This is a genomic window from Phnomibacter ginsenosidimutans, assembly GCF_009740285.1.
GTDB lineage: Bacteria > Bacteroidota > Bacteroidia > Chitinophagales > Chitinophagaceae > Phnomibacter > Phnomibacter ginsenosidimutans.
In genome coordinates this window covers 2481095-2502466 of the sequence record NZ_CP046566.1, presented here as the reverse complement: position 1 = coordinate 2502466, position 21372 = coordinate 2481095, and the positions used below count along the sequence as shown (strand labels likewise).

The following is a 21372-nucleotide window of genomic DNA, read 5'->3' as shown; positions in this document are numbered from 1 at the left end:
AATTGTGTGGCCTATGCCAGCGGGCCTGTACTTTTGCCGCTTTCTTGTACGCAAAGCCTACAACCGCAATTATGCAGGACCTGGAACCATTTTACCGTTGGCGTGATATGTATGTGAGTGAGGAGGATGAACGGAGTCCTTTTTACGGGGTAGACCATAGCCATTTTGAGTACTCCACCACGGTGTACAATTTTTACATTCATCCGCAGTGGGATGATATGGGCAGCAAAACGCTTTTTCTGAAAGTGCTGTATGCCAACTACCGCAAGGGTTTTGTGATCATCGAACTGATTGGTGAATGGAACGATGCTATTGAAAACGACATCATGACGCTGCGCCGCGAAGTGGTCGATCATTTCATGCACGAAGGCATCCACAAGTTTTTGCTGATTGCTGAAAACGTACTCAACTTTCACAGCAGCGAGGCCGATTACTACGAAGACTGGTTTGAAAATGTAGCCGATGAAAGTGGCTGGATTGTGTGCCTGAACATGCCGCAGAGCAGCCAGCACGATTTCAGGAAACTCAAACTCAACTATTACGTAGAACTGCAGGAGCGAACGGACTGGCGCAAGTACACGCCGGAAAATTTGTTTAAACTGATAGATGACGAACAAAAAAAGCGACTCGCATAAGAGTCGCTTTTTGTTTTATCCTTTGCCGTTGAACAAGGCTTTGAGTTCGGTAGCATCATCGGGTTTCATTTTTCCACCGAGGATGAGGCGCAGTTGGCGGCGGCGCAGGGCACCATCGTACAGTTCTTTTTCTGCTTCCGTTTCGGGTATTACCTCCGGCACGGTGCGGGGACGGTCGTTGGGGTCGAGGGATACGAAGGTGAAATAGGCTTCGTTGCTCTCGTACTTAAACTGGTGCAGGGTGTCTTCGCCCCACACTTTCAGGTGTATTTCCATACTGGTATTGAAAGCCCGGGTTACCTTGGCTTCAATGTGTACGTAGTGGCCCAGCTTGATGGGGTTTTTGAAAGAAATATTATCGACCGAAGCGGTGACAACCGGAGTATTGCAGTGCTTGCTGGCGCAGTAAGCGGCGGCAATGTCCATCCAGTACATCAGTCGGCCGCCCATGAGGTTGCCAAAAGTGTTGGTGTCGTTGGGCAACACCAGTTCGTTCATGTGGTTAATGCTGTCAGATACTTTTTTTGCGTTCATGCCGCGAAGGTAAAGGCAGGGGAGGATTTCTGATGGCTGATTTCTGATTTCGGATGTCTGATGTACGATGTCTGATAGGAGAAGGCCGATTTGGAGTCGCCGTTGTGGGTGTTATCTGCTGTAACTACTAGATCCCATTTGAGATAGCGACATTAGCTGCGCCGAAAACATTTAATTATCCATTAGGATACATATTTTCTGGTAGCTCAATTGAATAACCAAGTCGCCATTGAAATATTTCCTTTAGTTCAGAATGTAATTGCCAATATTCTTTTGGGTCTAGGCCACATTAATCTCCAATGTAAATTGCTTCGATTTTTATTTGAGGTAAACCTGATTTGCTTAAAGTAAATGAGTCTGTAGTTAGAGAGGGTATATCCAAGGTCTTAAAATAAGAAGCAGCTGGATCAGTCCATAGTTTTAAAGGGATATAGCTAACAATTCGATTTCTTCCCTTATCAATTTTCAACTCTTTTCTTACATATCTTAAATAATCGGAATCATAATCAAATGGGAATATGTAGGATAGTCGAACTTCCTTTTCAGGTTTGAAATCCTGGCGTTTAAAGTATCCTGCAAATCGCCAAATATCATTCATGAGAGTTGGTATATTGTTATACCTAGAAATGAGTTCTTTTAACTCTTCCTGTAGTTTTTTAAAAGTTGGGTCTAGTTCATAGTAAACATCTGAAAGAATAATGTTTTCCCATTCATCTCGGTTATCAGTTAGTGAGAATACAATTGCTACACCAGAGAAGTCACGACCATATTTTTTCCATAGGTAATTGTCCTCCAGATTTTCTAATCTGCAAAATGAGGCAGTGTAATATTTGTCTTTTATGGTGTTAATCTGTCTTTCTGATAGAGATAATAATTGGCCAGCATAGGAGAACTCTTCTTGATCTTCAGAATTAATGAGATTATACAGCCTAATTTCATTGTTATTTATAATAGAAGAAAGATTGCTTAAACTTGTCCAGTGGACAAACTTAAGCGGCCCTTTATAGTAAAAAGGAGTCTCATTATAGTCTTTGAAAGAGCTTGAGATTTTTGCATGGATTTGAGGTCCAGAATACCCAGTGTTAACTATTAGTTTTGGATAATACTTATTCAAAATTTCTCGATATTCATTCAACACTTTATTTAGGAACAATTCCTGATTTTTCAAATCCATATCGAAGCGGCTAATTGACAAATTAAATATACACAGCCTTCGTTTAAATCACTCTATTGGGTACTTTAATTAAAAGGATATATCAATAATTGGAACTCAATTTGTGAAGTATGAGTTTTTGATGAAAATCTTTCATTTTCAGCCTTTTCACATCATCAACTCTCCACTCTAACCTTTTCGCATTGCTGCAAAAATGCCGGGTCTACATCGGCGCCAATGCCGGGTGTTTGCGGAGTACTGATGACCATGCCGTTGTATTGCACACCGCCCAGCACGGGGTCTTCCAGGTGGCCCATCAGGCTGGTGTCCAAATCAAAGAATTGAATGTTGGGGCAGGCGAGGGCCAAATGCGCTTTGGCCGAAACAGCCAGCCGGCTTTCGAGCATACCGCCCAGCATATTCGGGATATTGCCCCGCTGGCATACGTCGTGAATGCGCAGCGCTTCGTGTATGCCACCGGCCTTGCTCAGTTTGATGTTGATATAATCGCAGGCATTGTTGCGGATGAGGCGTTCTGCATCGTGATGCGAGAACACACTTTCATCGGCCATAATTTTAATCTTGCTGATGCGCCGCAGCGATGGCATTTTGTCGTCGAGCAATTTGGGCATGGGCTGTTCACAAAACTGCACGTTCAATTCTTCCATGCCGGTGAGGGCAAAAACGGCCGCTTCAAAATCCCAGCCCTGGTTGGCATCAATCCGTAGTCCGATATGCGGGCCTACTGCCAGACGAATGGCCTGCATGCGTTGAATATCTTCCGCAGGATTTTTACCGAGTTTTATTTTCAGCACATTGGCCTTCATGCGTTGCACGTAGTCTACCGCTTTGGCAGCCATGGCTTCGGCTGTGCCAATGCCAATGGTGAGGTCACTTTCTATTTCACGGTAACTGCCACCGAGGTATTGATACAGCGGCATGTTCGCTGCTTTGGCGGCAAGGTCGTACAGTGCCATGTCGAAAGCACTCTTGGCCGTATGGTTGCCGGCAATATAGTAGTCGAGCTCCTGCATACGACCCGCAATATCACGGGCATCTTTTCCCATCCAGATGTTGGCAAAATCTTTGGCCAGCACAAAACAGGTGCTTTGCGTTTCGCCGGCTATCATGGGAAAGGCAGAGCATTCGCCCACACCTGTGAGGCCTTCGCTGGTGTGGATGTACAGCAGCATGTTTTGCGCAAAAGTCATGGTGCCGGTAGCAATGGTAAACGGCTCCATGCGAATGGAATAGCGGTAAATATCAATGGCAGTAATACGCATACGTGAAATTGAGTCTGCAATATGCAGCATTCCTGCGGGCTGGCAAGGGTTACAAATGCCGCGATACCTTTTTCCAATAATTAAAAAAACTGGGAAAATAACCCTGCACTTGTGGCGCCAGCCAGTCACGGGCATCTTTTTGGCCGGGGTAGTGGGTAAATGCCGGATGCTCTTTGCTGTAAAATGAATGTGCTGTAGCTGACAAATTGTGTTGCTGGTACAAGTCGTACAACTCACCTGTAAATACTTGTATGCCCGGAATATTCTTCGACAAATCAAGGATGAATTGCAGCACTTTTTCACTCACGGGGTACTCTACAAAATGCGATGGTTCCAGCAATAAAATTCTGTTGGCCGGTTGCTGACTGCGCCACTGCGGATCGAGGTTGTAGCTGTTGTACAAAAGTGTGGGGAGCGATGCATCAATCTGTACAGGTGCCATAGCCGGAAGAACGGTTTGCAGCATAATGTTGGCTGCTGTTTGCAATGCTGCAGGAACATGCATATCAGGTAGCTGGTCGTAGCTGGTATCGAGGTAGCTACGGCGTTGGGTACCTGCCTGTATACTTGTTGATGTTTTCCTGATTGCAATAGTATTTTTTGCTGCTGAAACTACCCGCTACCCACTGCCAGCTGCTATGGTTGCTGGCGAGGTCACCATCGAGTAAATGGTAGTATAACCACGCTGCAGGTTGGCTCCAATGACAGCGGCCAATATTGCAAATGACACTTGCCGTGTACATTCGTAAATGATTGTGCATGTAGCCGGTTTGTTGCAATTGCTGCAGGCCTTCATCTATCGCTTCAATGCCGGTGTTGGCATTGGCCAGTGCGGCCGGCAAATGACGGAATTGCACATCGGGTTGCGGTTGTTTAATATCAGTAAAAATACCATCGCCCTGGTGCTTCCATACCTGCTGAAAATAATCCCGCCACGCCAGTTCGCTTACCCATTTTTCCATTTGGTACAAGCTGTATCCCTTGGCCACAAAGGCATCGTACACCTGGCGGGTACTAATCACACCGCGACTGAAATACGGCGATAAGTAAGACACGGCCCCGTTGATATAGTTGCGGGTTTTGCCATAGCGAACAGGATCTACAGCATCAATGCGTTGGAGAATGCTGGCGTAGTCGGTTGGGAAGTTTTTCATATTTTTTACCAGAGAGGGATGGGAGTTTAGCACAGAGGAACACAGTGTTTTTTGTTTGAACCACGAAAGCTCGAAGGAGGCACAAGGAACACGAAGAGTTTAATAGTTTGCAGTTTGCAAGGTTTGCGTTTTAGTATTAAACCATGAAGGCACGAATAATGAACAAGGAGCACGAAGCGTTTTGTATTTAACTAATTAACCAATCAACCAATTAACTAATCAACCAATGCGTATTCCATTTCCAAATTTTCAAATTGACACATTTCCAAATTGCTCATCGCTTGCTGATTTTATTCATACTAATGCTTCTTTGTCGGCTGCATTTGAAACGGGTGACGGCAGCGCTGCGGAGGCTGGCATGTTTGGTGGAGCGGCCCTGCATGCGTTTGCGCCACATGCGAAAACTGGAGGGTTTCATTTGCTGGCGCATCAGCTCAATAACGGCTGCTTCATTCAAGCCAAATTGCAGCTCGATGGCTTCAAATGGTGTGCGGTCTTCCCAACCCATTTCAACAATGCGGTCGATGTCGTTAGCTGTGAGCTGACTATATGCGGATGATGCCTTTTTCATGCAGGTAGTTTGTCGTTAATACGTTTCCGTTGTTGAGGTTTTTGTAGGCCGTTACATCGCAGAGCATCATGCAATGATCGCCGGCGTCTATCTGCTGCAGTACATGTAGTTCCATCACAGCCAGCGCCTCTTGCAAAATGTAATAGCCGTTCCATTCTGTCAATAGTTTTCGCTTTTGTAAGCGGCCAATCTTGTCAATGTTTTTGCCCGATTGCTTACCGAGCTGATTCACCAGTCTGTACTGCGTTTCATTCAATAGTTGCAATACAAACCGCGGTGTATGCTCAATGTTCCCGATGGTTTGTGTGCCGTAGTAAATGGCCACCATCATACGTTTGGGCTGCATGCTCACGGCACTCACATAAGTGCAAATGTGCATGTTGGGTTTGTGGCCCATGCTGCTCACAGAATACACGGGAAGGTTTACCCGGTTCCATGGTTTTTTGCGGGATAGTTGGTTATCGGGCATCGAGACTTTGTAAAAATTGTTCAGCAGTTTGTAAATGTTGTTGTTGCTTATCGGCACTCATTTTATCAAAGGTTTTTACCAGCATGCCCAGCCTTGGGTTTTGGGTAAAAAAGCTGCGGTGTACATGCATGAAACGCCAGAAGAGTGCATCCCAGATGGGTTGCCATTCGCCTTTGTTCCAATCACCCATTTTTAGGGAGGTAATTGCTGCCGCTGATGTAAGGCTTGGTGGTCATGAGGCCGCCGTCGGCAAACTGCGTCATGCCATACACGTTGGGTACCATCACCCAATCGTACGCATCTACATACATTTCCATAAACCAGCGGTACACTTCATTGGGGTCGAACTCGCAGAGCAAAAAGAAATTGCCCAATACCATCAGCCGTTCTATGTGGTGGTTGTAGCCGGTTTGTAATGTTTTTTTAATCACTACATCAATGGGGTGGATGCCGATGGTTCCTGTCCAAAAACGCTCCGGAATTTTCCGCGTAAATCCCCAATAGTTACGGGTTCGTTGTTGCCGGCCTTCCAACTCATACACGATGCGGATAAACTCCCGCCAGCCCACTATTTGCCGCACAAAACCTTCGAGGCTGTTGAGCGAAATGTTATGATTACTGGCGTATTGCAAGGTAGCATCCAGGACCTGCTGTGGTTGCAGCAAACCAATGTTGAGCATGGGCGTCAGCACACTATGGTGCAAAATATTTTCCCGCTGCACCATGGCATCTTCATACACACCAAACTGCGAAAAGCGTTCCGCCAAAAATTGCTGCAGCCATGCTTCGGCTTCTGCAAAAGTGCAGGGGTAATGCAGTGAGCTTAACTCACCATAGTGGTCGGCGAAATGAGTGCTCACATATTGCTTCGCTTCGCTGTACCAGATATTGCTGGCTGGCCACTTCACTATTGGAGCCACTGCATTCTTAGGAAATTTTTCGCGGTTGTCAGCATCAAAAGTCCACTGGCCGCCCAATGGTTTTGCTGCGCATCCAGCAACAGGTTCAACCGCTTTCGTTGCCAGATGTAAAAGTCCGTTTGGAAGTAAGTTTTCTTTTTGCTGAAAAAATCTTTTGCCAGCGGCAATGGGGTAATGAAGTTGGGATTGGTATACCAAACTAAGGCAATTTGGTGTTCGGCTGCAGCCGTTGTAATGCGGCGGCGCAACCAATCATCCGTTACATCACAGAGATGTATTTCGCTTACCTGTTGTGTGGCCAAATACGCCATGCATTTCCTGATATCGCAGCGTTCATCAGTGGCTTCAATATATTCTTTTATGGTATAGCCCTGCTGGAGTAACCAGTGCTGATAAAATTGCATGCTGGCCCGGTGCAGCGCTATTTTTTGCTGGTGAAAAGCGTATTGCTTAAAAAACAAAAACTCTTCAATCAGCACTACGGGTCTGCCTGCTTGCAGCGCCGGATGCTGCTGAAACAACTGATGGGGCAAAACCAATGAAATAGACTGCATGAAGATTTTTTTGCTGAGCATAACAACAAACTGTGTGGCCTATTGTTGTTAGTGGCAAATGTTTTTTCATGGAAAGTTTGAAAGGTAAAAATGTGTTGATTGTGGGTGCAACGGGTGGCATTGGTGCACAAACAGCCCGGCTGATGCAGGGGAGTGGTGCACAGCTTTTTTTGGCTGGCCGCAATGCTGCAAAACTTCATGCCGTGGGCCAGCAGTTGCAAGTGCCTGCACAGCGTTTGTTTACCGTAGATGTCACCAGTGAAGAAAGCGTAGCCGCATTGGCAGCCGGCGTACAAGCACAAATACCTGCTGTGGATGTGTTGGTGATTCTCTCCGGCATTGGCATCATCAAACCTATGGAAAGCCTTTCGGCACAAGAGTTTCAGCTGACGCTACAAACGAATTTGTTTGGGCCCTTTTTGTTGCTCAAGCATTTTTTACCTGCCATGAAAGAACAGAAAAAAGGACTCATTATTAACATCCCCGGCGTACTCGGCAAAGTCCCGATGGCAGGTGCTGCGGCCTACAGCGCCAGTAAATATGGCCTCACAGGCATGCTGCAAAGCATTCGGGAAGAATTGAAGCGGACAGAGATTCGCATCACCAATATTTTCATGGGTGGCGTCGATTCTGCATTCTGGGATAACATCGACCTACGGGTGCAGCGGGACAAGATGATTCGGGAAGAAGAAGCAGCGAAGGCGATTTGGTTTTTGGCACAGCAGCCTGCCAGTGGCGTGGTGAGTGAAATGGTGTTGCAGCCGTTTAATCATCAGGCCATCTAATTTTTTTGAACCACGAAGACACGAAGGAGGCGCAAGGAGCACGAAGAGATTTGAACCACGGAGGTACAAGAGGAATGTACATAGGCTCACGAAGTTTTTTTAAAACTTAATGGGCCTCTATTCTTTTGCATTCATCATTCCCAATTCATCATTTTCCCAACTTATTTATTTCTTATTCCTTATTCGATATTTCTTATTTCCCTTGCACTAGTGCAAGCTCACCACTCTTGCCAGCGTCCACTTGCCGTTGGTATTTTTCCAGATTTGTACAAACTTGGAAGCATGCTGCGGGGCATTGGGTTCTTGTTTGTTGAAGAATTTGTGCCAGCCCATTTCAATAGCGCCGTAACCGGGAATTTCGTACACCTCAATAGTGCCTGGGATGAGGATTCGGGTCACTTTGTTGCAAATGTTGTTTTGCAACGCTTGCAGCAAATCTTTTTAGAAGTAGAGAGGCCGCCACGGTCGTGGTAAAATTCAATGTCTTCATCAAACATATCGGCCATGGTGGCCATACCGCAGGTATTGTAGGCATGAAAAAAGTACTGTCGAGGGCTACCACTGTTTTGTAGAGTGCAATATTTTCCGGCTTATAAGCGGGCAAGTCTGTGGGTTGCGCCTGCAGCGTTTGCCCGCCAAAAAGCAGGCCAATGGAGAGCAGTAAAACTTTCATTTGCCAATGTTTGCCGCCAAAGTAGGCAGCATTGCTGATGTTGCTGCTCCGCTCATCCATTTCTTACTGACGCAAAACTGACATACAATAGGATTTCAGCGGCAGGATGTTCGTTAATTTGGCGCATTCGTTTACAAGCATCCAAACCTTAGGTATGAAAGCGTCATTTTTTTATAGGCATTTGTTGTTGCTCTTGTTTGTGTGTGGGTTGAGTACAGGCTTTGCGCAGCTGTATGAAAAGCAATTGCTCGACGATCAATGGAAATTTCATTTCGGCCATGCCGGCAATCCTGAAAAGGATTTCAATTATGGCATTGCCAACATTTTTGCAAAGTCTGGTGCTACTGCAAAAACGGCCATCGATCCAAAATTCAACGATAGCAGTTGGCGTACCCTCAACCTGCCGCATGATTGGGCGGTAGAGTTACCTTTTACAAAGTCTTCAAATTTTGATGTCATCCAGCATGGCTTTAAACCTGTGGGTGGTTTGTTTCCCGAAACCAGCATTGGCTGGTACCGCAAGCAGTTTACCGTTAATAAAGCCGACTCAGCAAAAAGACTGGTGCTGGAGTTTGATGGCATTTTCAGAGATGCGAATATTTGGGTAAACGGTTTTTTTGTGGGCAACAACCAGAGCGGCTATGTAGGTGTGTCGTACGACATTACCGATTATGTACAGTTCGACAAACCCAACACAATTGTGGTGCGGGTAGATGCTACCCAATACGAAGGTTGGTTTTATGAAGGCGCTGGCATTTATCGTCATGTGTGGCTGCATAAAATGTCGCCCATACATGTAGCACAGGATGGCATTTATGCGTGGTCAACATTTGCCAATAATAAAGCTACCGTGCATGTACAGGGCACTTTGCAGCAGCATTCGGCCAGCAGCAATACTGTAACCGTTACCAGTATTATTAAAGAAAGAGATGGCCGGATTGTAGCGAAAAGCAAACCGCAATTGGTAACCGTTCCGGCTACAGGTGAAGTGAATGTCACACAAAGCATTGCCTTGCCTACGGTACGTCGCTGGTCGTTGGATGATCCTTATTTGTACCGCATTCAATACATTGTTGAGCATAACGGACAATTGATTGATGACAGAACCATTCGCTTTGGTGTACGACACATTGAGGTGAAACCCAACGGTGTATTTGTAAATGGTCAGCATGTAAAACTCTTGGGCACCAATAATCACCAGGACCATGCGGGTGTGGGAAGCGCCTTGCCTGATTATCTGCAGTATTACCGTATTGGTTTGCTCAAGCAAATGGGCTCTAATGCCTACCGTACCAGCCACCATGTACCCACGCCCGAACTGCTCGATGCCTGCGATAGCCTCGGCATGCTGGTGATGAATGAGCAACGCTTGCTCAACAGCAGCCCCGAATATGTAGACCAGCTTACCCGTTTAGTAAAACGGGATCGAAGCAGGGCATCGGTTTTTATGTGGTCGATTGGCAATGAAGAAGGCTGGATTCAAACCAACCCATTTGGTAAACGCATAGCCCTATCCTTGTTGGAAAAAATGAAAATCCTCGACCCGACACGTACATGTACTTATGCAGCCGATTTGCCCAATACATTCAAGGGTGTCAATGAAGTGATACCGGTGCGGGGCTTCAACTACCGGCAGTTTGCCGTGGCCGATTATCACCGCGACCATCCCAATCAGCCCATTATTGGTACGGAAATGGGTAGCACCGTTACCACTCGTGGTGAATATGTAAAAGACAGCATTCGGGGGTATGTGCCCGATCAGGATATTACTGCACCGTGGTGGGCCAGCCGTGCCGAAGAATGGTGGAAACTCGCTGCCAGCAACGATTTCTGGCTGGGTGGTTTCATTTGGACGGGCTTCGATTATCGTGGTGAACCCACACCTTACGAATGGCCCAATATCAATTCGCATTTCGGGGTGATGGATGTGTGTGGCTTCCCCAAAAACATTTACTATTACTACCAAAGTTGGTGGACCGATAAAGATGTGCTGCACATTTCGCCACACTGGAACCACCACAACGAATGGGGCAAGCCCAAAAAACTGGTGGATGTGTGGGTGAACTCAAATGCCGATAGTGTGGAGTTGTTTTTGAACGACAAAAGCCTCGGCAGAAAAGTGATGGAACGGAATTCGCATTTGCAATGGCAAGTGCCTTTTGAGCCCGGCACACTCAAGGCCATTGGCTACAAAAAAGGACGCATCCTGACGGCAAAACAAGAAACCACTGGCAGCCCTGTTGATGTAGTAGTAACGCCATACAAAACAACCATGTTGGCCGATGGCAAAGATGTGGCAGTCATCAATATTTCGGTGCAGGATGCACAGGGCCGCGATATTCCAACGGCTGATAATTTAATTCGGTTCAGCATTACGGGGCCGGGCAAAATTATTGGCGTAGGCAATGGCGACCCCAGCAGTCATGAGCCCGACAAATGCGCCGATGGAATGTGGCAGCGCCGGTTGTTCAATGGTAAATGTCAGGTATTGCTGCAGTCTACCGGCGAAGCGGGCATGATTAAGTTTGAAGCTAGCGCTGCAGGTATTTATGCTGGCGGCACCGACATCGTAACCGTTGCGCCGGCATCTGTAGCAGTGGTCACCAATGCAGCAAAATATCCATTGACTGCCGAGATGAAAAAGCCCGTTCCTGTGGGGAAAATGTTGGGGGCTGATATTTCTTTTTTGCCAGAGTTGGAAGCCAAGGGTATGCGTTTTAGCGACAAAGGCGTGGAGAAAGATGCCATTGCTATTTTGAAAGATCATGGGATTAACTATGTACGGCTACGTGTTTTTAATGAGCCAGCTAATGAAGGCGGATATTCTCCCCAACAAGGCTTTTGCGATTTAAAAAATACACTGGCCATGGCCAAGCGGGTGAAGGCAGCGGGTCTGCAACTCCTGCTCGATTTTCATTACAGTGATTATTGGGCTGATCCCGGCAAACAATACAAACCTGCGGCATGGAAAGGACAGGATTTTAGCACGTTGCAAACCTCTTTGTACAACTACACCAAAACTGTGATGGAAGCATTGAAAGCCCAAAACACGTTGCCCGATATGGTGCAGGTGGGCAACGAAATCAATCATGGTATTGTGTGGCCCGAAGGCAATATTCAACACCCGGATAGCCTGGCGCAGTTGCTGATGGCTGGCACAGCGGCGGTAAAAACAGTAGCACCTAATACCATCATGATGATGCATGTGGCACTCGGTGGCCAATACGATGAAGCCGCTTTTTTTGTGCAGGAAATGCAACGCCGTGGTGTTCATTTTGATGTGATTGGATTGTCATACTATCCACGCTGGCATGGTACGCTCAGCGATTTGGAAAACAGCCTGGCATTGCTGTCGAAGCAGTTTCAGAAAGATGTGATGGTGGTGGAATATTCGCACCGAAAAACGGAGGTGAACAAGCTGGCATTTTCTGTGCCCGGTGGCAGGGGCAAGGGCACTTGCATTTGGGAACCGCTCAGCACCTGGGAAAAGTTTTTCGACGACAAAGGCCAAAGCAATCAACTGTTGGAATTGTATGATGTAATGGCGAAGGAGTATTTGCAGTAAATGCAAACGGGACGCGGATTATCGCAGATGATTTAGGATTACCGCTGACCTTGTGCAGGCTTCCTGGCCTGTGCAGTATCGTAACTCATGTTTTGAAAAGCATCATTCTGCAGGTTCAATCAAATCCCAGAGGTTGCCGTAGCCATCGGCAAACACACAAACCCGTCCGTATGCTTCGCTGGAGGGTGGTCGTACAATGGTGATTTGCTGCTCTAGCAGCCTGTTATACATCGCATCAAAGTTGCTGGTGTGCAAGAAAAGAAACACCCTGCCACCGGTTTGATTGCCCACCCGGCTGGCCTGTTCTTCATTAGCAGCTTTTGCCAGCAGCAATCTGCAACCGTTACCATCGTTGGGCGATACCACTACCCAACGTTTGCTGGCACTCATTACCGTGTCTTCTATGAGGGTAAAGCCCAGCTTTCCGCAATAAAAGGCAATGGCTTCGTCGTAATCATGTACTACAATGGCAATTTGAGCAAGGGAGAGTTGCATCGTAAATAATTTGAGTTGCAATAAACTGCCTTCCATTTAATTCCAATGAAAAACGGAATATTTGTTTTCCTCAAATCAGTTTCATCACATGAATCGTCCCATCCTCGCTTTGCTCGTATTGTTGGCTTTTAGCTGCACCAGTTGTTTGGAAATTGAAGAATGGCTGCAACTGCGCAAAGATGGCAGCGGTCTGTTCACCATCAGCATCGACATGAGTGGCATGTACAAAGCCCCCACAGCCAAAGCGCTGCTGGAGCAAGCGGGTGGAGAAGACAATCCCATGAAAGCATTGGGCAATGTGGATACGATCGATCAACCTGAAAGCAGAAGCGGTTAAAGCTGGGTTGGAGAATCCTGCATTTTGGGAAAGAGTGACCTCCAGCATCAAAGCCAGTGAAGAAGATTCTGTTTTCATTTTCAATTTTTCATTGCAGTTCAATCAACTGGATGAGATTGCCTATATGATGCAGTATTTACCCAAAGTGGGTAATATGGCCGGGCAAGAAGGAACGCCGGGTTTGGGTGCATTTTTTCCGCAGGTGATGCATTATGCGCTGCAAAATGGAGAACTCCTGCGCCGTACGGAAATGATGGCTGAAGATAAGGCCGCAGATCCATCCATGTCAGCCATGTTTGCAATGATGCCCAACGCCAATTATGTATTGAAAGTTGATGCGCCAGCCAACATCAAAGAATCGAATATCGGCAATGCCAGCACCAACGGCAAGCAGTTGAAAGCAAGCATACCGCTGGGCGATGCTATGAGCGGACAGTTGGAAAAACTCGATGGCCGCATTGTGTTTTAGTTACCGCCTCGGTTTTTTGTAGCAGCAAGTGCCTGCGTTTTCCCACACCTGTGCTTCGTCAGGTTTCGGTTCTGCTGTTTCCGCTTATTTTGCAGCCTCAACTTGCAGCCTGATATTTTATGGATACAACCGTACAAAAGGTGACCCTCAATTTTGAGAACACCGAAAACGCCTTCAAATACAAGTCGGACAAAGACCTGAAACAAGCCCAGTTTTTGTTTAGCAGCATGGGCTATCAGTGGTTGGTAGAGCTGGGTACCCGCATTACACCCTGGGCTATCAAAAGTGGTTTGCCTATAAAAGGCATCATCCGCAAAACCATTTTCAAACAATTTGTAGGTGGCGAAACACTCGAAGAAACCAAACCTGTGGTGGATTTGCTGGGGCAGCACCATGTACAGGTAATATTGGATTATGGCGCCGAAGGCGGACAGGAAGAAAGCAGCTTCGACCATACCATGCAGCAGTTCATCAACGTGATTGACTATGCAGGTACGCAGCCCAATATTCCTTTCATGAGTGTAAAAGTGACCGGCATTGCCCGCTTTGCATTGCTCGAAAAACTCGATGACTTCATGCATCGTTCTACCAGTACCTTGGTTAAGCGATATGAAGCAGCACTCAGCCAGCTTACCCCGCAGGAAAGGGAAGAGTGGAACCGGGTAGTGGCCCGTACAGAAAGCATTTGCCAACATGCGATGGCGCAAAACATGGGCGTACTCATTGACGCCGAAGAAACGTGGATACAAGATCCCGTGGATGCGTTGGTAATGCTGATGATGGACAAATACAACAAGGGCGTTTGTTTGGTGTACAACACGCTGCAGCTGTATCGCCACGACCGGTTGGCTTTTTTGCGCAGCATGATGGAAGCTGGTAAGGAGCGGGGCTTTGTGGTGGGTGCCAAGCTGGTGCGTGGCGCTTACATGGAAAAAGAACGCAAACGTGCCGAAGACATGGGCTATCCTTCGCCCATTCAGCCCGATAAAGAAAGTACCGACCGCGACTACGATGAAGCAGTACAACTCTGCATCGATCACCTTGACCAGTGCTCGTTGATTTTGGCTTCACACAACGAACACAGCAATAAACTGGCGGTGGATTTACTGCAGAAAAAAGGGTTACCCATTAACCATGAGCGGGTACATTTTAGCCAGCTGTTTGGCATGAGCGACAACATCACGTTCAACCTCGCTAAGGCCGGTTGTAATGTGAGCAAATACCTGCCGTTTGGTCCTATTGAAGAAGTGATTCCATACCTCATGCGCCGTGCTCAGGAAAACAGCAGCGTAGGTGGTCAAACCGGCCGTGAGCTCATGTTTATCAAAAAGGAAATCATTCGCCGTGGTGTGAAATAAGCATTTGCGCCTTTGTTGGTCGCCCGACAAACAAAGCAAAGTTGAAAGCTGCATATCATGTAATTACTACTTTCCCTGTTGGTCAGGCGAACAACAGGGGCAAAAAAATCCCGCCAACAAATGCTGGCGGGATTTTTTATGCTGTAGCAACAATGCGTGGGCGTTATTTTTTGAGTTTACCCCCACCAAACAACCGCATGTAGAGGCTTATTTGGAGTACACCGTTTTTGTAATCGGCGTTTTGAATAGCGGTAGAGTTGGCATCACCAATTTTTGAAACACCTACGTTGTAGCGGGCACCGAGTCCGAAGCCTTGTTTTTTACCTACAAAACCGAGACCGCCGGCTACGCTGAAATCGCCTGATTTCAGGTCTTCCTGGCTACTGTTGATGGTAACGTCGCCAGTACGGAAACCCACTTGCGGACCAGCTTCAAAGTAAAAGCCGCTGTTGGTAATGAACTTGGCCATCACCGGTACATTGAAATAATTCAGCTTCAGGTTTTCGGAAGAAGTGGAGTTTTCCAGCTTGGCACCTTGTGTGGAATACATGAGTTCGGGCTGGATGGCAAAGTTGCGGCCGAGATTGAAAGCAGCGTAGCCACCAATGTGAAAACCAACGGTTGCATTGGTTTCAAAATTGTTGACGGTAAGACCGTTGAGGTTGCTCACGTTGGCACCGCCTTTGAGGCCCAGCGATACTTGAGCTTGTGTTTGTGTGGCAGCAAGGCTCAGGATGGCAGCAACTCCGGCTGCGAGAAAGGATTTTTTCATAGAGGGTGAATTTGATAATGTGCTTTAAGTTAATACATGCAGGGTACAAACCTACAGCTGTCTGTATCGCCTGCCTGTTGGGGTAAATTATTCAAGTTTTGTGCCATGCGGCGTTGAGGATTTGCTAAATGCCGTTGATTGTCATAGCATTAACAATCATTTCGGAGAAGAGTTGCATTCTCCACATTCATTTCACGGGGTGGAGAAGCTTGGCTGCTGCCTGCCCGAAAGCAATAACTTGCGCCCATGCTACAATACCACGATTTACTCCGACATATCATTGCAAACGGCACCGATAAGCAAGACCGCACCGGCACGGGCACCCGCAGCGTATTTGGGTATCAAATGCGTTTCAATCTGGCCGAAGGCTTTCCGTTGGTCACTACTAAAAAAGTACACCTCAAGTCTATCATACATGAGCTGCTTTGGTTCATTAAAGGCGAAACCAATATTCAATACCTGAAAGAAAACGGCGTAAGCATTTGGGATGAATGGGCTGATGCCGAAGGCAACCTCGGACCGGTGTATGGCAAGCAATGGCGCAGCTGGGAAGGTGCCGACGGTCAAACCGTGGATCAGTTGAGCTGGGTGGTGGAAGAAATCAAACGCAACCCCGATAGCCGCCGCCTCATTGTGAGTGCATGGAATGTGGCCGACCTACCCAAGATGGCATTGATGCCCTGCCACAATATGTTTCAGTTTTATGTGGCCAACGGCAAGCTGAGCTGCCAGTTGTACCAGCGCAGTGCCGATGTGTTTTTGGGTGTGCCTTTCAACATTGCTTCTTATGCATTGCTCACCATGATGATGGCGCAGGTATGCAATCTGGAACCCGGCGACTTTGTACATACGTTTGGCGACGTGCACTTGTACAGCAACCATTTTGAGCAAGCCGAATTGCAGTTGAGCCGAACGCCATTTGCCTTGCCGCACATGCGTATCAATCCGGAGGTAAAAAGCATTTTTGATTTTACCTATGCCGATTTTGAGTTGCAAAACTATCAATGCCATCCGGGCATAAAAGCGCCGGTGGCGGTGTAGGTGTAGGAACGTTGATAGGTTGACTCGTTGATTAGTTCATTAGGAATAGGGATGTAATCAAGTGGTTAACTCGTCACCTCGTCAACAAGTCAACTCCTTAACGCTTCAACCATTCAATCAATCAGAAATGACAATCTCAATCATAGTAGCCGCCGCCGAAAACAACGCCATCGGAAAAGAGGGCAACCTCTTGTGGCACCTGCCCAACGACATGAAGTTTTTTAAAAACACCACCTGGGCTATGCCTGTGATTATGGGGCGTAAAACCTGGGAATCGTTGGGCAAACCTTTACAAGGCCGGGCCAATATTGTTATCAGCCGCCAGCCCGATTGGAAGGCCGAAGGAGCCGAAGTATGCGCCAACTTGTTTGATGCCATTGAAAAAGCCCGGCAGCTGCACACGAAGGAAATCTTCGTGATTGGTGGTGGTCAGATTTACAAAGAATCGCTGACGATAGCAGAACGGATTTACATTACCCGTGTACATGCCCGTTATGATGACGCCGATGTGTTTTTTGATGGGGTGAAATGGGACGAATGGCAGCTGGTAAAAGCTCAAGACTTTGCACCGGATGAAAAAAACAAACTGCCGCATACCATCGAAATTTGGGAACGCAAACAAGGCTAAGCCACAAGGATGTACAACGCTTTTCAGTTAGGCAAAAAATACCTGCAGTACTATTGGCATGCCCACAATGGCCAAGGCCACGGTGTGCATTCACCTTTTGTGTTTGAGTTCATCATCAAAGTGCTGAACGACAAAAAGGTATACAATTGCTATACACCCATTGAGCAATGGCGCCGCCAGTTGCTGGCCAACGAGCAGGTATTGACGATTCAAGATTTTGGTGCCGGCAGCCGAACCGGTGCTACCAAACAGCGCAGTGTGCAATCCATTGCTGCCGCTGCTTTGAAGCCGAAGAAATTTGCGCAACTGCTGCATCGCATGGCCCGTTTTTACGCCTGCAACAACATTGTAGAACTCGGTACCTCATTGGGCGTTACCAGTGCCTACCTCGCATCATCGCCGCATACAAAGCAACTGCATACGCTAGAAGGTGCTCCGGCCATTGCGGAGCTGGCGACACAATGCTTTCAGCAATTGCAGCTACACAACATCCATCAGGTGGTGGGCAATTTTGATGATACTTTTCCTGCATTGCTGCAGCAATCAGCGCCCATCGATTTGCTGTACATTGATGGCAATCATCGCTACGAGCCAACCATTCGTTATTTCGAACAGGCTTATCCGTTGTTGCATGAATATAGCATCGTGGTATTCGACGATGTGCACTGGAGTGCCGAAATGGAACAAGCGTGGCAGCAGGTAATAGCCGATGAACGGGTAACCATGACCATCGATTTATTTTTTATCGGCATCGCCTTGTTTCGCAAAGACTTTAAAGTGAAACAGCATTTCCCGGTTCGATTTTAATCAAAGCATCACATCGTGATGTTGCCAGAAGGTAGTTGCTGAAAATCGTTGTCGCTTACAAAGAACAATTCATACACGCATTTTGCTACACACAAAATGCTCATCATAAAAATGGCACCGTAATTATGAGGCGAACTGTGGTCGAATAGAAACGCCGAACCAACCGCCCCAATAACAACTGCAATATGAATAACTATTTGTCTTGCATCAAAAATGGCTGCATAGCTGTCGGGGCTGGCATAGTAATAGGCTTTGCTCATTAAAAAATTTTTGATGAGGTAAATGGACTGAACTACTACTGCCAATATCAACGCCAGATTGAATAGAGGATTGGCAAATGCCAGTGTTTGTAAAAATCCGGTATCTGTTTTATTTGGATTAGCGAGCAAACCAATAAATACGATGATGAATAGGGCATAAAACAAAAAAATGAATACCCTTGTCATCAGGTATTTGAATGATTTTTTTACGTTCCAATGTTTCAGTCCTTGTGTAAAAGGCATTGCCTTGTCGTTGCCTTGGCTCAGTAGAATGCGCAAGGCGTTAAACAATCCAATGATTAAAGTCTCTACCCAAAACAGCCAAAAAATATCAAATGGAATCCAGCCGTAAAAGGCTGCTCCAATGATAGGGATGGCGTTGAAACCAATAATAAATACTCTCGAAATATTTCCATTCATCCTTAAGCAATGTAAGTATAAGTATCAAATCAATAAAAATGCTGCTGTTGATGGTAGATATTTTCTAGTCAATGCAAATCCTGTTATTTCTCATGCCTGCTCGTGCCAAACCGCAGTAGCTTTCGGTATGCCAGTGAAAGTATTACGGGTAGGTTTGTTGCTTTCTTTTTATGCCTTTACCTCGAGTGGGGTAAACGGCAGCATGCTTTTGTAGCACAGATAGAATGGCAAATCATTACCCTGCAAAAAGACACCGTAAATACATTGATGCATCCTTTGGTGTTGCTGCCCTTTTTAGGACAGCTGCTGATGCTGTACACGGTGTTTGCCTCAAAGCCCCGCCGCTGGCAAACCCGCACCAGCATTGTGCTCATGGGTACGCTGGCGTTTATGGTACTCTTGGTGGGCGGGCTCAGCCTCCATTGGAAAATCATCCTCAGTGCGTTGCAATTTTGGATCATCGCGGTTTGGCTTTGGCAAAAAGAATGATTGCTGCTTTCTAAGAAAGCAGGATGATTGAATAAGAAAAAGATTTTCCTAAATCGTCCAGTCCACCAACTGGTTGGCCCACTCTGCACGGAAGGGGGTTTGTATACGGATGTAGTTGTCGGTATAGCCTTCCATCATGCCGCCTTTTTCATGCCCTTCAAACAGCACGGTACGGGTTTGTCCTTTGTGCTGTTCGGTAAAATATTGCTGCTTCATGTAGCTGAGGTTGCGCAATGTTTTGTTGCGGTCGTTGCGTACTGACACAGGCACCACATCAGCAATTTCCAAGGCCTTGGTATTGTCTCTTTCGCTGTACGTAAATACGTGCAGGTAACTTACATCGAGGCTGTGCAAAAAGTCGAAAGTCTCTTTAAAATGCGCATCTGTTTCGCCGGGGAAGCCCACAATCACATCCACACCAATGGCGCAGTGGGGCATCAGCTGTTTGATGCGGGTCACACGGTCGGCATACAGCTGGCGTTTGTAGCGGCGGCGCATCATACCCAAAATGGTATCGCTGCCGCTTTGTAGGGGTATATGAAAATGCGGCATGAATGCACGGCTTTGTGCTACATAATCAATGATCTCGTCGGTAAGCAGGTTGGGCTCAATGCTGCTGATGCGGTAGCGGCTGATGCCTTCCACCTTATCCAGCGCTTTTACCAGGTCGAAGAAGTTTTCTTCGTATTTGAGGTTGCCATCGGGGCCTTTGCCAAAGTCGCCGAGGTTGACACCGGTTAGTACAATTTCTTTTACGCCTTCGGCAGCCAGCTTTTCGGCATTGGCTACCACGTTAGCCACATTGTCGCTGCGGCTTTTGCCCCGGGCCATGGGGATGGTGCAAAAACTACAGCTGTAATCGCAGCCGTCCTGCACTTTTAAAAAAGTACGGGTACGGTCGCCCTGGCTCCAGCTGCTGTTGAAGCCGCTCACGGCCTCAATATCGCAGCTGCTGATGCGGGTGCTGTCGCCCTTGCTCAGTTCGGCTATGTGTTTGGTAATGTTGAATTTTTCGGCAGCACCCAGAACCAAATCAACGCCGGGTATGTCGGCTATTTCTTTGGGCTTGAGCTGGGCGTAGCAGCCGGTAATCACCACCAGGCTTTCGGGAGCTTTGCGCTGTATGCGGCGCACCAGTTGCCGGCATTCTTTATCGGCATTGTCGGTTACGCTGCAGGTGTTGATCACGTACACGTCGGCCACATCGGTAAACTCCCGCTTCTCAAAACCGTCGGCTTCAAGTTGACGGCTGAGGGTGGAGGTTTCCGAAAAGTTGAGCTTACACCCGAGGGTGTGAAAAGCAACGGTCTTCTTTTTGGTAGCTGCCAGCATAAGGGCGGCAAAGGTAAGCGGATGAAAGCAAAAGGCTTAAAGCAGAAAGCAAAAGGCTTAGGGCAAAAGGCAGAAAGGTCAAAGCTTAACGAAGCCTTCAACAATCCTCTGCGCTTCTCTGTGTAAACCTCCATGTCCTCTGTGGTAAAAATCAGACATCTGACATCAGAAATCAGCCATATTTTGCAGCATGTCTGTTACCCGAAAGAAAGCCAATCGTTTTGCGCCGGTGCTGGCGCTGGTGCTGCTGGGCATTGCCTGGCTGGTAGTGCGCCAGTGCAACCCCAACGGCACCGATCCAAGGCCCACCACCCGAAAAGAAACGACCCGCAATACATCCAACAGCGACCAGCGGGGCCTCAACCGTAATCCTTCACAAATCAACTACAGCAAGCATGCCCGCTGCCGCATGGAGTGCCGCCACATTACGCAGGCCGAGGTAAAAGACATTTTGCGTAATGGCGACATCAACTACAAGAAAAGCGACATTGGCAACCGTAGCGATTGCAACCGTAAATATGCCGTGGAAGGCCGAACCAACGATGGCCAGCGGGTCCGCATCATTTTTGCTCCTTGTGCCGATGAAGTAACCGTGGTAACAGTGATTGACCTGGGGCAGGAGTGGCCCTGCAATTGCGACTAATTGCCACGGAAAACCGACTTGTTTA

General features: G+C 47.2%; 25 protein-coding genes and 1 pseudogene. 11 read left to right on the top strand and 15 right to left on the bottom strand.

The genetic code is table 11. The features are described from left to right. The first annotated feature begins 71 nt into the window (after positions 1-71). Positions 72-635, top strand: a complete 564-nt coding sequence (locus GLV81_RS10885; RefSeq protein ID WP_157478890.1) for a hypothetical protein — start codon at positions 72-74, stop codon at positions 633-635. 15 nt (positions 636-650) lie between these two features. Here GLV81_RS10885 and GLV81_RS10880 read toward each other — a convergent pair whose 3' ends face one another. From GLV81_RS10880 to GLV81_RS20345, 9 genes and pseudogenes are all read right to left on the bottom strand, one after another. Beyond that, positions 651-1169, bottom strand: coding sequence for an acyl-CoA thioesterase (locus GLV81_RS10880; protein ID WP_157478889.1), 519 nt, complete (start codon positions 1167-1169; stop codon positions 651-653). 289 nt (positions 1170-1458) lie between these two features. Continuing rightward, positions 1459-2343 carry a DUF2971 domain-containing protein gene (locus GLV81_RS10875; RefSeq protein ID WP_157478888.1) on the bottom strand — a complete coding sequence of 295 codons (885 nt, stop codon included), beginning with the start codon at positions 2341-2343 and terminating at the stop codon, positions 1459-1461. Positions 2344-2498: 155 nt separating this feature from the next. Continuing rightward, positions 2499-3605 carry a mandelate racemase/muconate lactonizing enzyme family protein gene (locus GLV81_RS10870; RefSeq protein WP_157478887.1) on the bottom strand — a complete coding sequence of 369 codons (1107 nt, stop codon included), beginning with the start codon at positions 3603-3605 and terminating at the stop codon, positions 2499-2501. Positions 3606-3654: 49 nt separating this feature from the next. Continuing rightward, positions 3655-4110 carry a hypothetical protein gene (locus tag GLV81_RS19425; protein ID WP_197428236.1) on the bottom strand — a complete coding sequence of 152 codons (456 nt, stop codon included), beginning with the start codon at positions 4108-4110 and terminating at the stop codon, positions 3655-3657. Positions 4111-4144: 34 nt separating this feature from the next. Beyond that, on the bottom strand, positions 4145-4759 hold the full coding sequence (locus tag GLV81_RS19420) for an FAD-binding domain-containing protein (protein ID WP_197428235.1): 615 nt from the start codon (positions 4757-4759) through the stop codon (positions 4145-4147). 274 nt (positions 4760-5033) lie between these two features. Then, positions 5034-5330 (bottom strand): TIGR03643 family protein, encoded by a 297-nt coding sequence (locus GLV81_RS10860; protein ID WP_157478886.1) that lies wholly within the window; start codon positions 5328-5330, stop codon positions 5034-5036. Then, on the bottom strand, positions 5305-5799 hold the full coding sequence (locus GLV81_RS10855) for a flavin reductase family protein (RefSeq protein ID WP_157478885.1): 495 nt from the start codon (positions 5797-5799) through the stop codon (positions 5305-5307). The genes GLV81_RS10860 and GLV81_RS10855 overlap by 26 nt, the downstream gene beginning before the upstream one ends. Beyond that, complete coding sequence (locus GLV81_RS19415) at positions 5789-5989, bottom strand: hypothetical protein (protein WP_197428234.1); 201 nt, start codon at positions 5987-5989, stop codon at positions 5789-5791. The genes GLV81_RS10855 and GLV81_RS19415 overlap by 11 nt, the downstream gene beginning before the upstream one ends. Beyond that, positions 5982-7273: pseudogene (locus tag GLV81_RS20345) on the bottom strand (cryptochrome/photolyase family protein). The gene GLV81_RS19415 and the pseudogene GLV81_RS20345 overlap by 8 nt, the downstream one beginning before the upstream one ends. Before the next feature lie 68 nt (positions 7274-7341). On the opposite strand from GLV81_RS20345, the gene GLV81_RS10845 reads away from it, so the two are divergent. Next, complete coding sequence (locus GLV81_RS10845; protein WP_157478884.1) at positions 7342-8058, top strand: SDR family oxidoreductase; 717 nt, start codon at positions 7342-7344, stop codon at positions 8056-8058. Positions 8059-8265: 207 nt separating this feature from the next. Here the strand turns inward: GLV81_RS10845 and GLV81_RS19400 are convergent, their stop codons facing one another. Both GLV81_RS19400 and GLV81_RS19395 read right to left on the bottom strand, forming a co-directional pair. After that, positions 8266-8457 carry a hypothetical protein gene (locus GLV81_RS19400; protein ID WP_197428231.1) on the bottom strand — a complete coding sequence of 64 codons (192 nt, stop codon included), beginning with the start codon at positions 8455-8457 and terminating at the stop codon, positions 8266-8268. Further along, positions 8426-8731: a hypothetical protein gene (locus tag GLV81_RS19395; protein ID WP_197428230.1), complete on the bottom strand. Its 306-nt coding sequence runs from the start codon at positions 8729-8731 to the stop codon at positions 8426-8428. Before GLV81_RS19395 ends, GLV81_RS19400 begins: the two co-directional genes overlap by 32 nt. A gap of 154 nt (positions 8732-8885) precedes the next feature. On the opposite strand from GLV81_RS19395, the gene galA reads away from it, so the two are divergent. Then, positions 8886-12296 carry a beta-galactosidase GalA gene (galA, locus tag GLV81_RS10835; RefSeq protein WP_157478883.1) on the top strand — a complete coding sequence of 1137 codons (3411 nt, stop codon included), beginning with the start codon at positions 8886-8888 and terminating at the stop codon, positions 12294-12296. Between the two features lie 102 nt (positions 12297-12398). On the opposite strand, the gene GLV81_RS10830 is transcribed toward galA, so the two are convergent. After that, positions 12399-12791, bottom strand: a complete 393-nt coding sequence (locus tag GLV81_RS10830; RefSeq protein WP_157478882.1) for a VOC family protein — start codon at positions 12789-12791, stop codon at positions 12399-12401. A gap of 88 nt (positions 12792-12879) precedes the next feature. Between GLV81_RS10830 and GLV81_RS10825 the strand changes: the two genes are divergently transcribed. The 3 genes from GLV81_RS10825 to GLV81_RS10815 all read left to right on the top strand — a co-directional run bounded on the left by GLV81_RS10825 (position 12880) and on the right by GLV81_RS10815 (position 14955). Further along, the gene (locus GLV81_RS10825; protein ID WP_157478881.1) at positions 12880-13128 is read left to right on the top strand and encodes a hypothetical protein; all 249 of its coding nucleotides are present in this window, start codon (positions 12880-12882) and stop codon (positions 13126-13128) included. Continuing rightward, complete coding sequence (locus tag GLV81_RS10820; RefSeq protein ID WP_157478880.1) at positions 13088-13597, top strand: hypothetical protein; 510 nt, start codon at positions 13088-13090, stop codon at positions 13595-13597. Before GLV81_RS10825 ends, GLV81_RS10820 begins: the two co-directional genes overlap by 41 nt. Positions 13598-13716: 119 nt before the next feature. After that, positions 13717-14955, top strand: coding sequence for a proline dehydrogenase family protein (locus tag GLV81_RS10815; RefSeq protein WP_157478879.1), 1239 nt, complete (start codon positions 13717-13719; stop codon positions 14953-14955). 163 nt (positions 14956-15118) lie between these two features. Here the strand turns inward: GLV81_RS10815 and GLV81_RS10810 are convergent, their stop codons facing one another. Next, positions 15119-15727: a porin family protein gene (locus GLV81_RS10810; protein WP_157478878.1), complete on the bottom strand. Its 609-nt coding sequence runs from the start codon at positions 15725-15727 to the stop codon at positions 15119-15121. A gap of 246 nt (positions 15728-15973) precedes the next feature. On the opposite strand from GLV81_RS10810, the gene GLV81_RS10805 reads away from it, so the two are divergent. From GLV81_RS10805 to GLV81_RS10795, 3 genes are all read left to right on the top strand, one after another. Next, complete coding sequence (locus tag GLV81_RS10805) at positions 15974-16768, top strand: thymidylate synthase (RefSeq protein WP_157478877.1); 795 nt, start codon at positions 15974-15976, stop codon at positions 16766-16768. Between the two features lie 127 nt (positions 16769-16895). Continuing rightward, positions 16896-17396, top strand: coding sequence for a dihydrofolate reductase (locus GLV81_RS10800; RefSeq protein WP_157478876.1), 501 nt, complete (start codon positions 16896-16898; stop codon positions 17394-17396). Between the two features lie 9 nt (positions 17397-17405). Then, positions 17406-18203 (top strand): O-methyltransferase, encoded by a 798-nt coding sequence (locus GLV81_RS10795; RefSeq protein ID WP_157478875.1) that lies wholly within the window; start codon positions 17406-17408, stop codon positions 18201-18203. Positions 18204-18211: 8 nt separating this feature from the next. Here GLV81_RS10795 and GLV81_RS10790 read toward each other — a convergent pair whose 3' ends face one another. Then, positions 18212-18883, bottom strand: a complete 672-nt coding sequence (locus tag GLV81_RS10790; protein WP_157478874.1) for a DUF6498-containing protein — start codon at positions 18881-18883, stop codon at positions 18212-18214. A gap of 102 nt (positions 18884-18985) precedes the next feature. Here GLV81_RS10790 and GLV81_RS10785 point away from each other — a divergent pair, with 102 nt between their 5' ends. Next, complete coding sequence (locus GLV81_RS10785) at positions 18986-19372, top strand: hypothetical protein (RefSeq protein WP_157478873.1); 387 nt, start codon at positions 18986-18988, stop codon at positions 19370-19372. Between the two features lie 48 nt (positions 19373-19420). Here GLV81_RS10785 and mtaB read toward each other — a convergent pair whose 3' ends face one another. Continuing rightward, on the bottom strand, positions 19421-20704 hold the full coding sequence (gene mtaB, locus GLV81_RS10780) for a tRNA (N(6)-L-threonylcarbamoyladenosine(37)-C(2))-methylthiotransferase MtaB (RefSeq protein WP_157478872.1): 1284 nt from the start codon (positions 20702-20704) through the stop codon (positions 19421-19423). A gap of 190 nt (positions 20705-20894) precedes the next feature. On the opposite strand from mtaB, the gene GLV81_RS10775 reads away from it, so the two are divergent. Then, a complete protein-coding gene (locus tag GLV81_RS10775; RefSeq protein ID WP_157478871.1) occupies positions 20895-21347 on the top strand; it encodes a DUF4258 domain-containing protein in 453 nt (150 codons plus the stop codon). Positions 21348-21372: the final 25 nt, after the last annotated feature.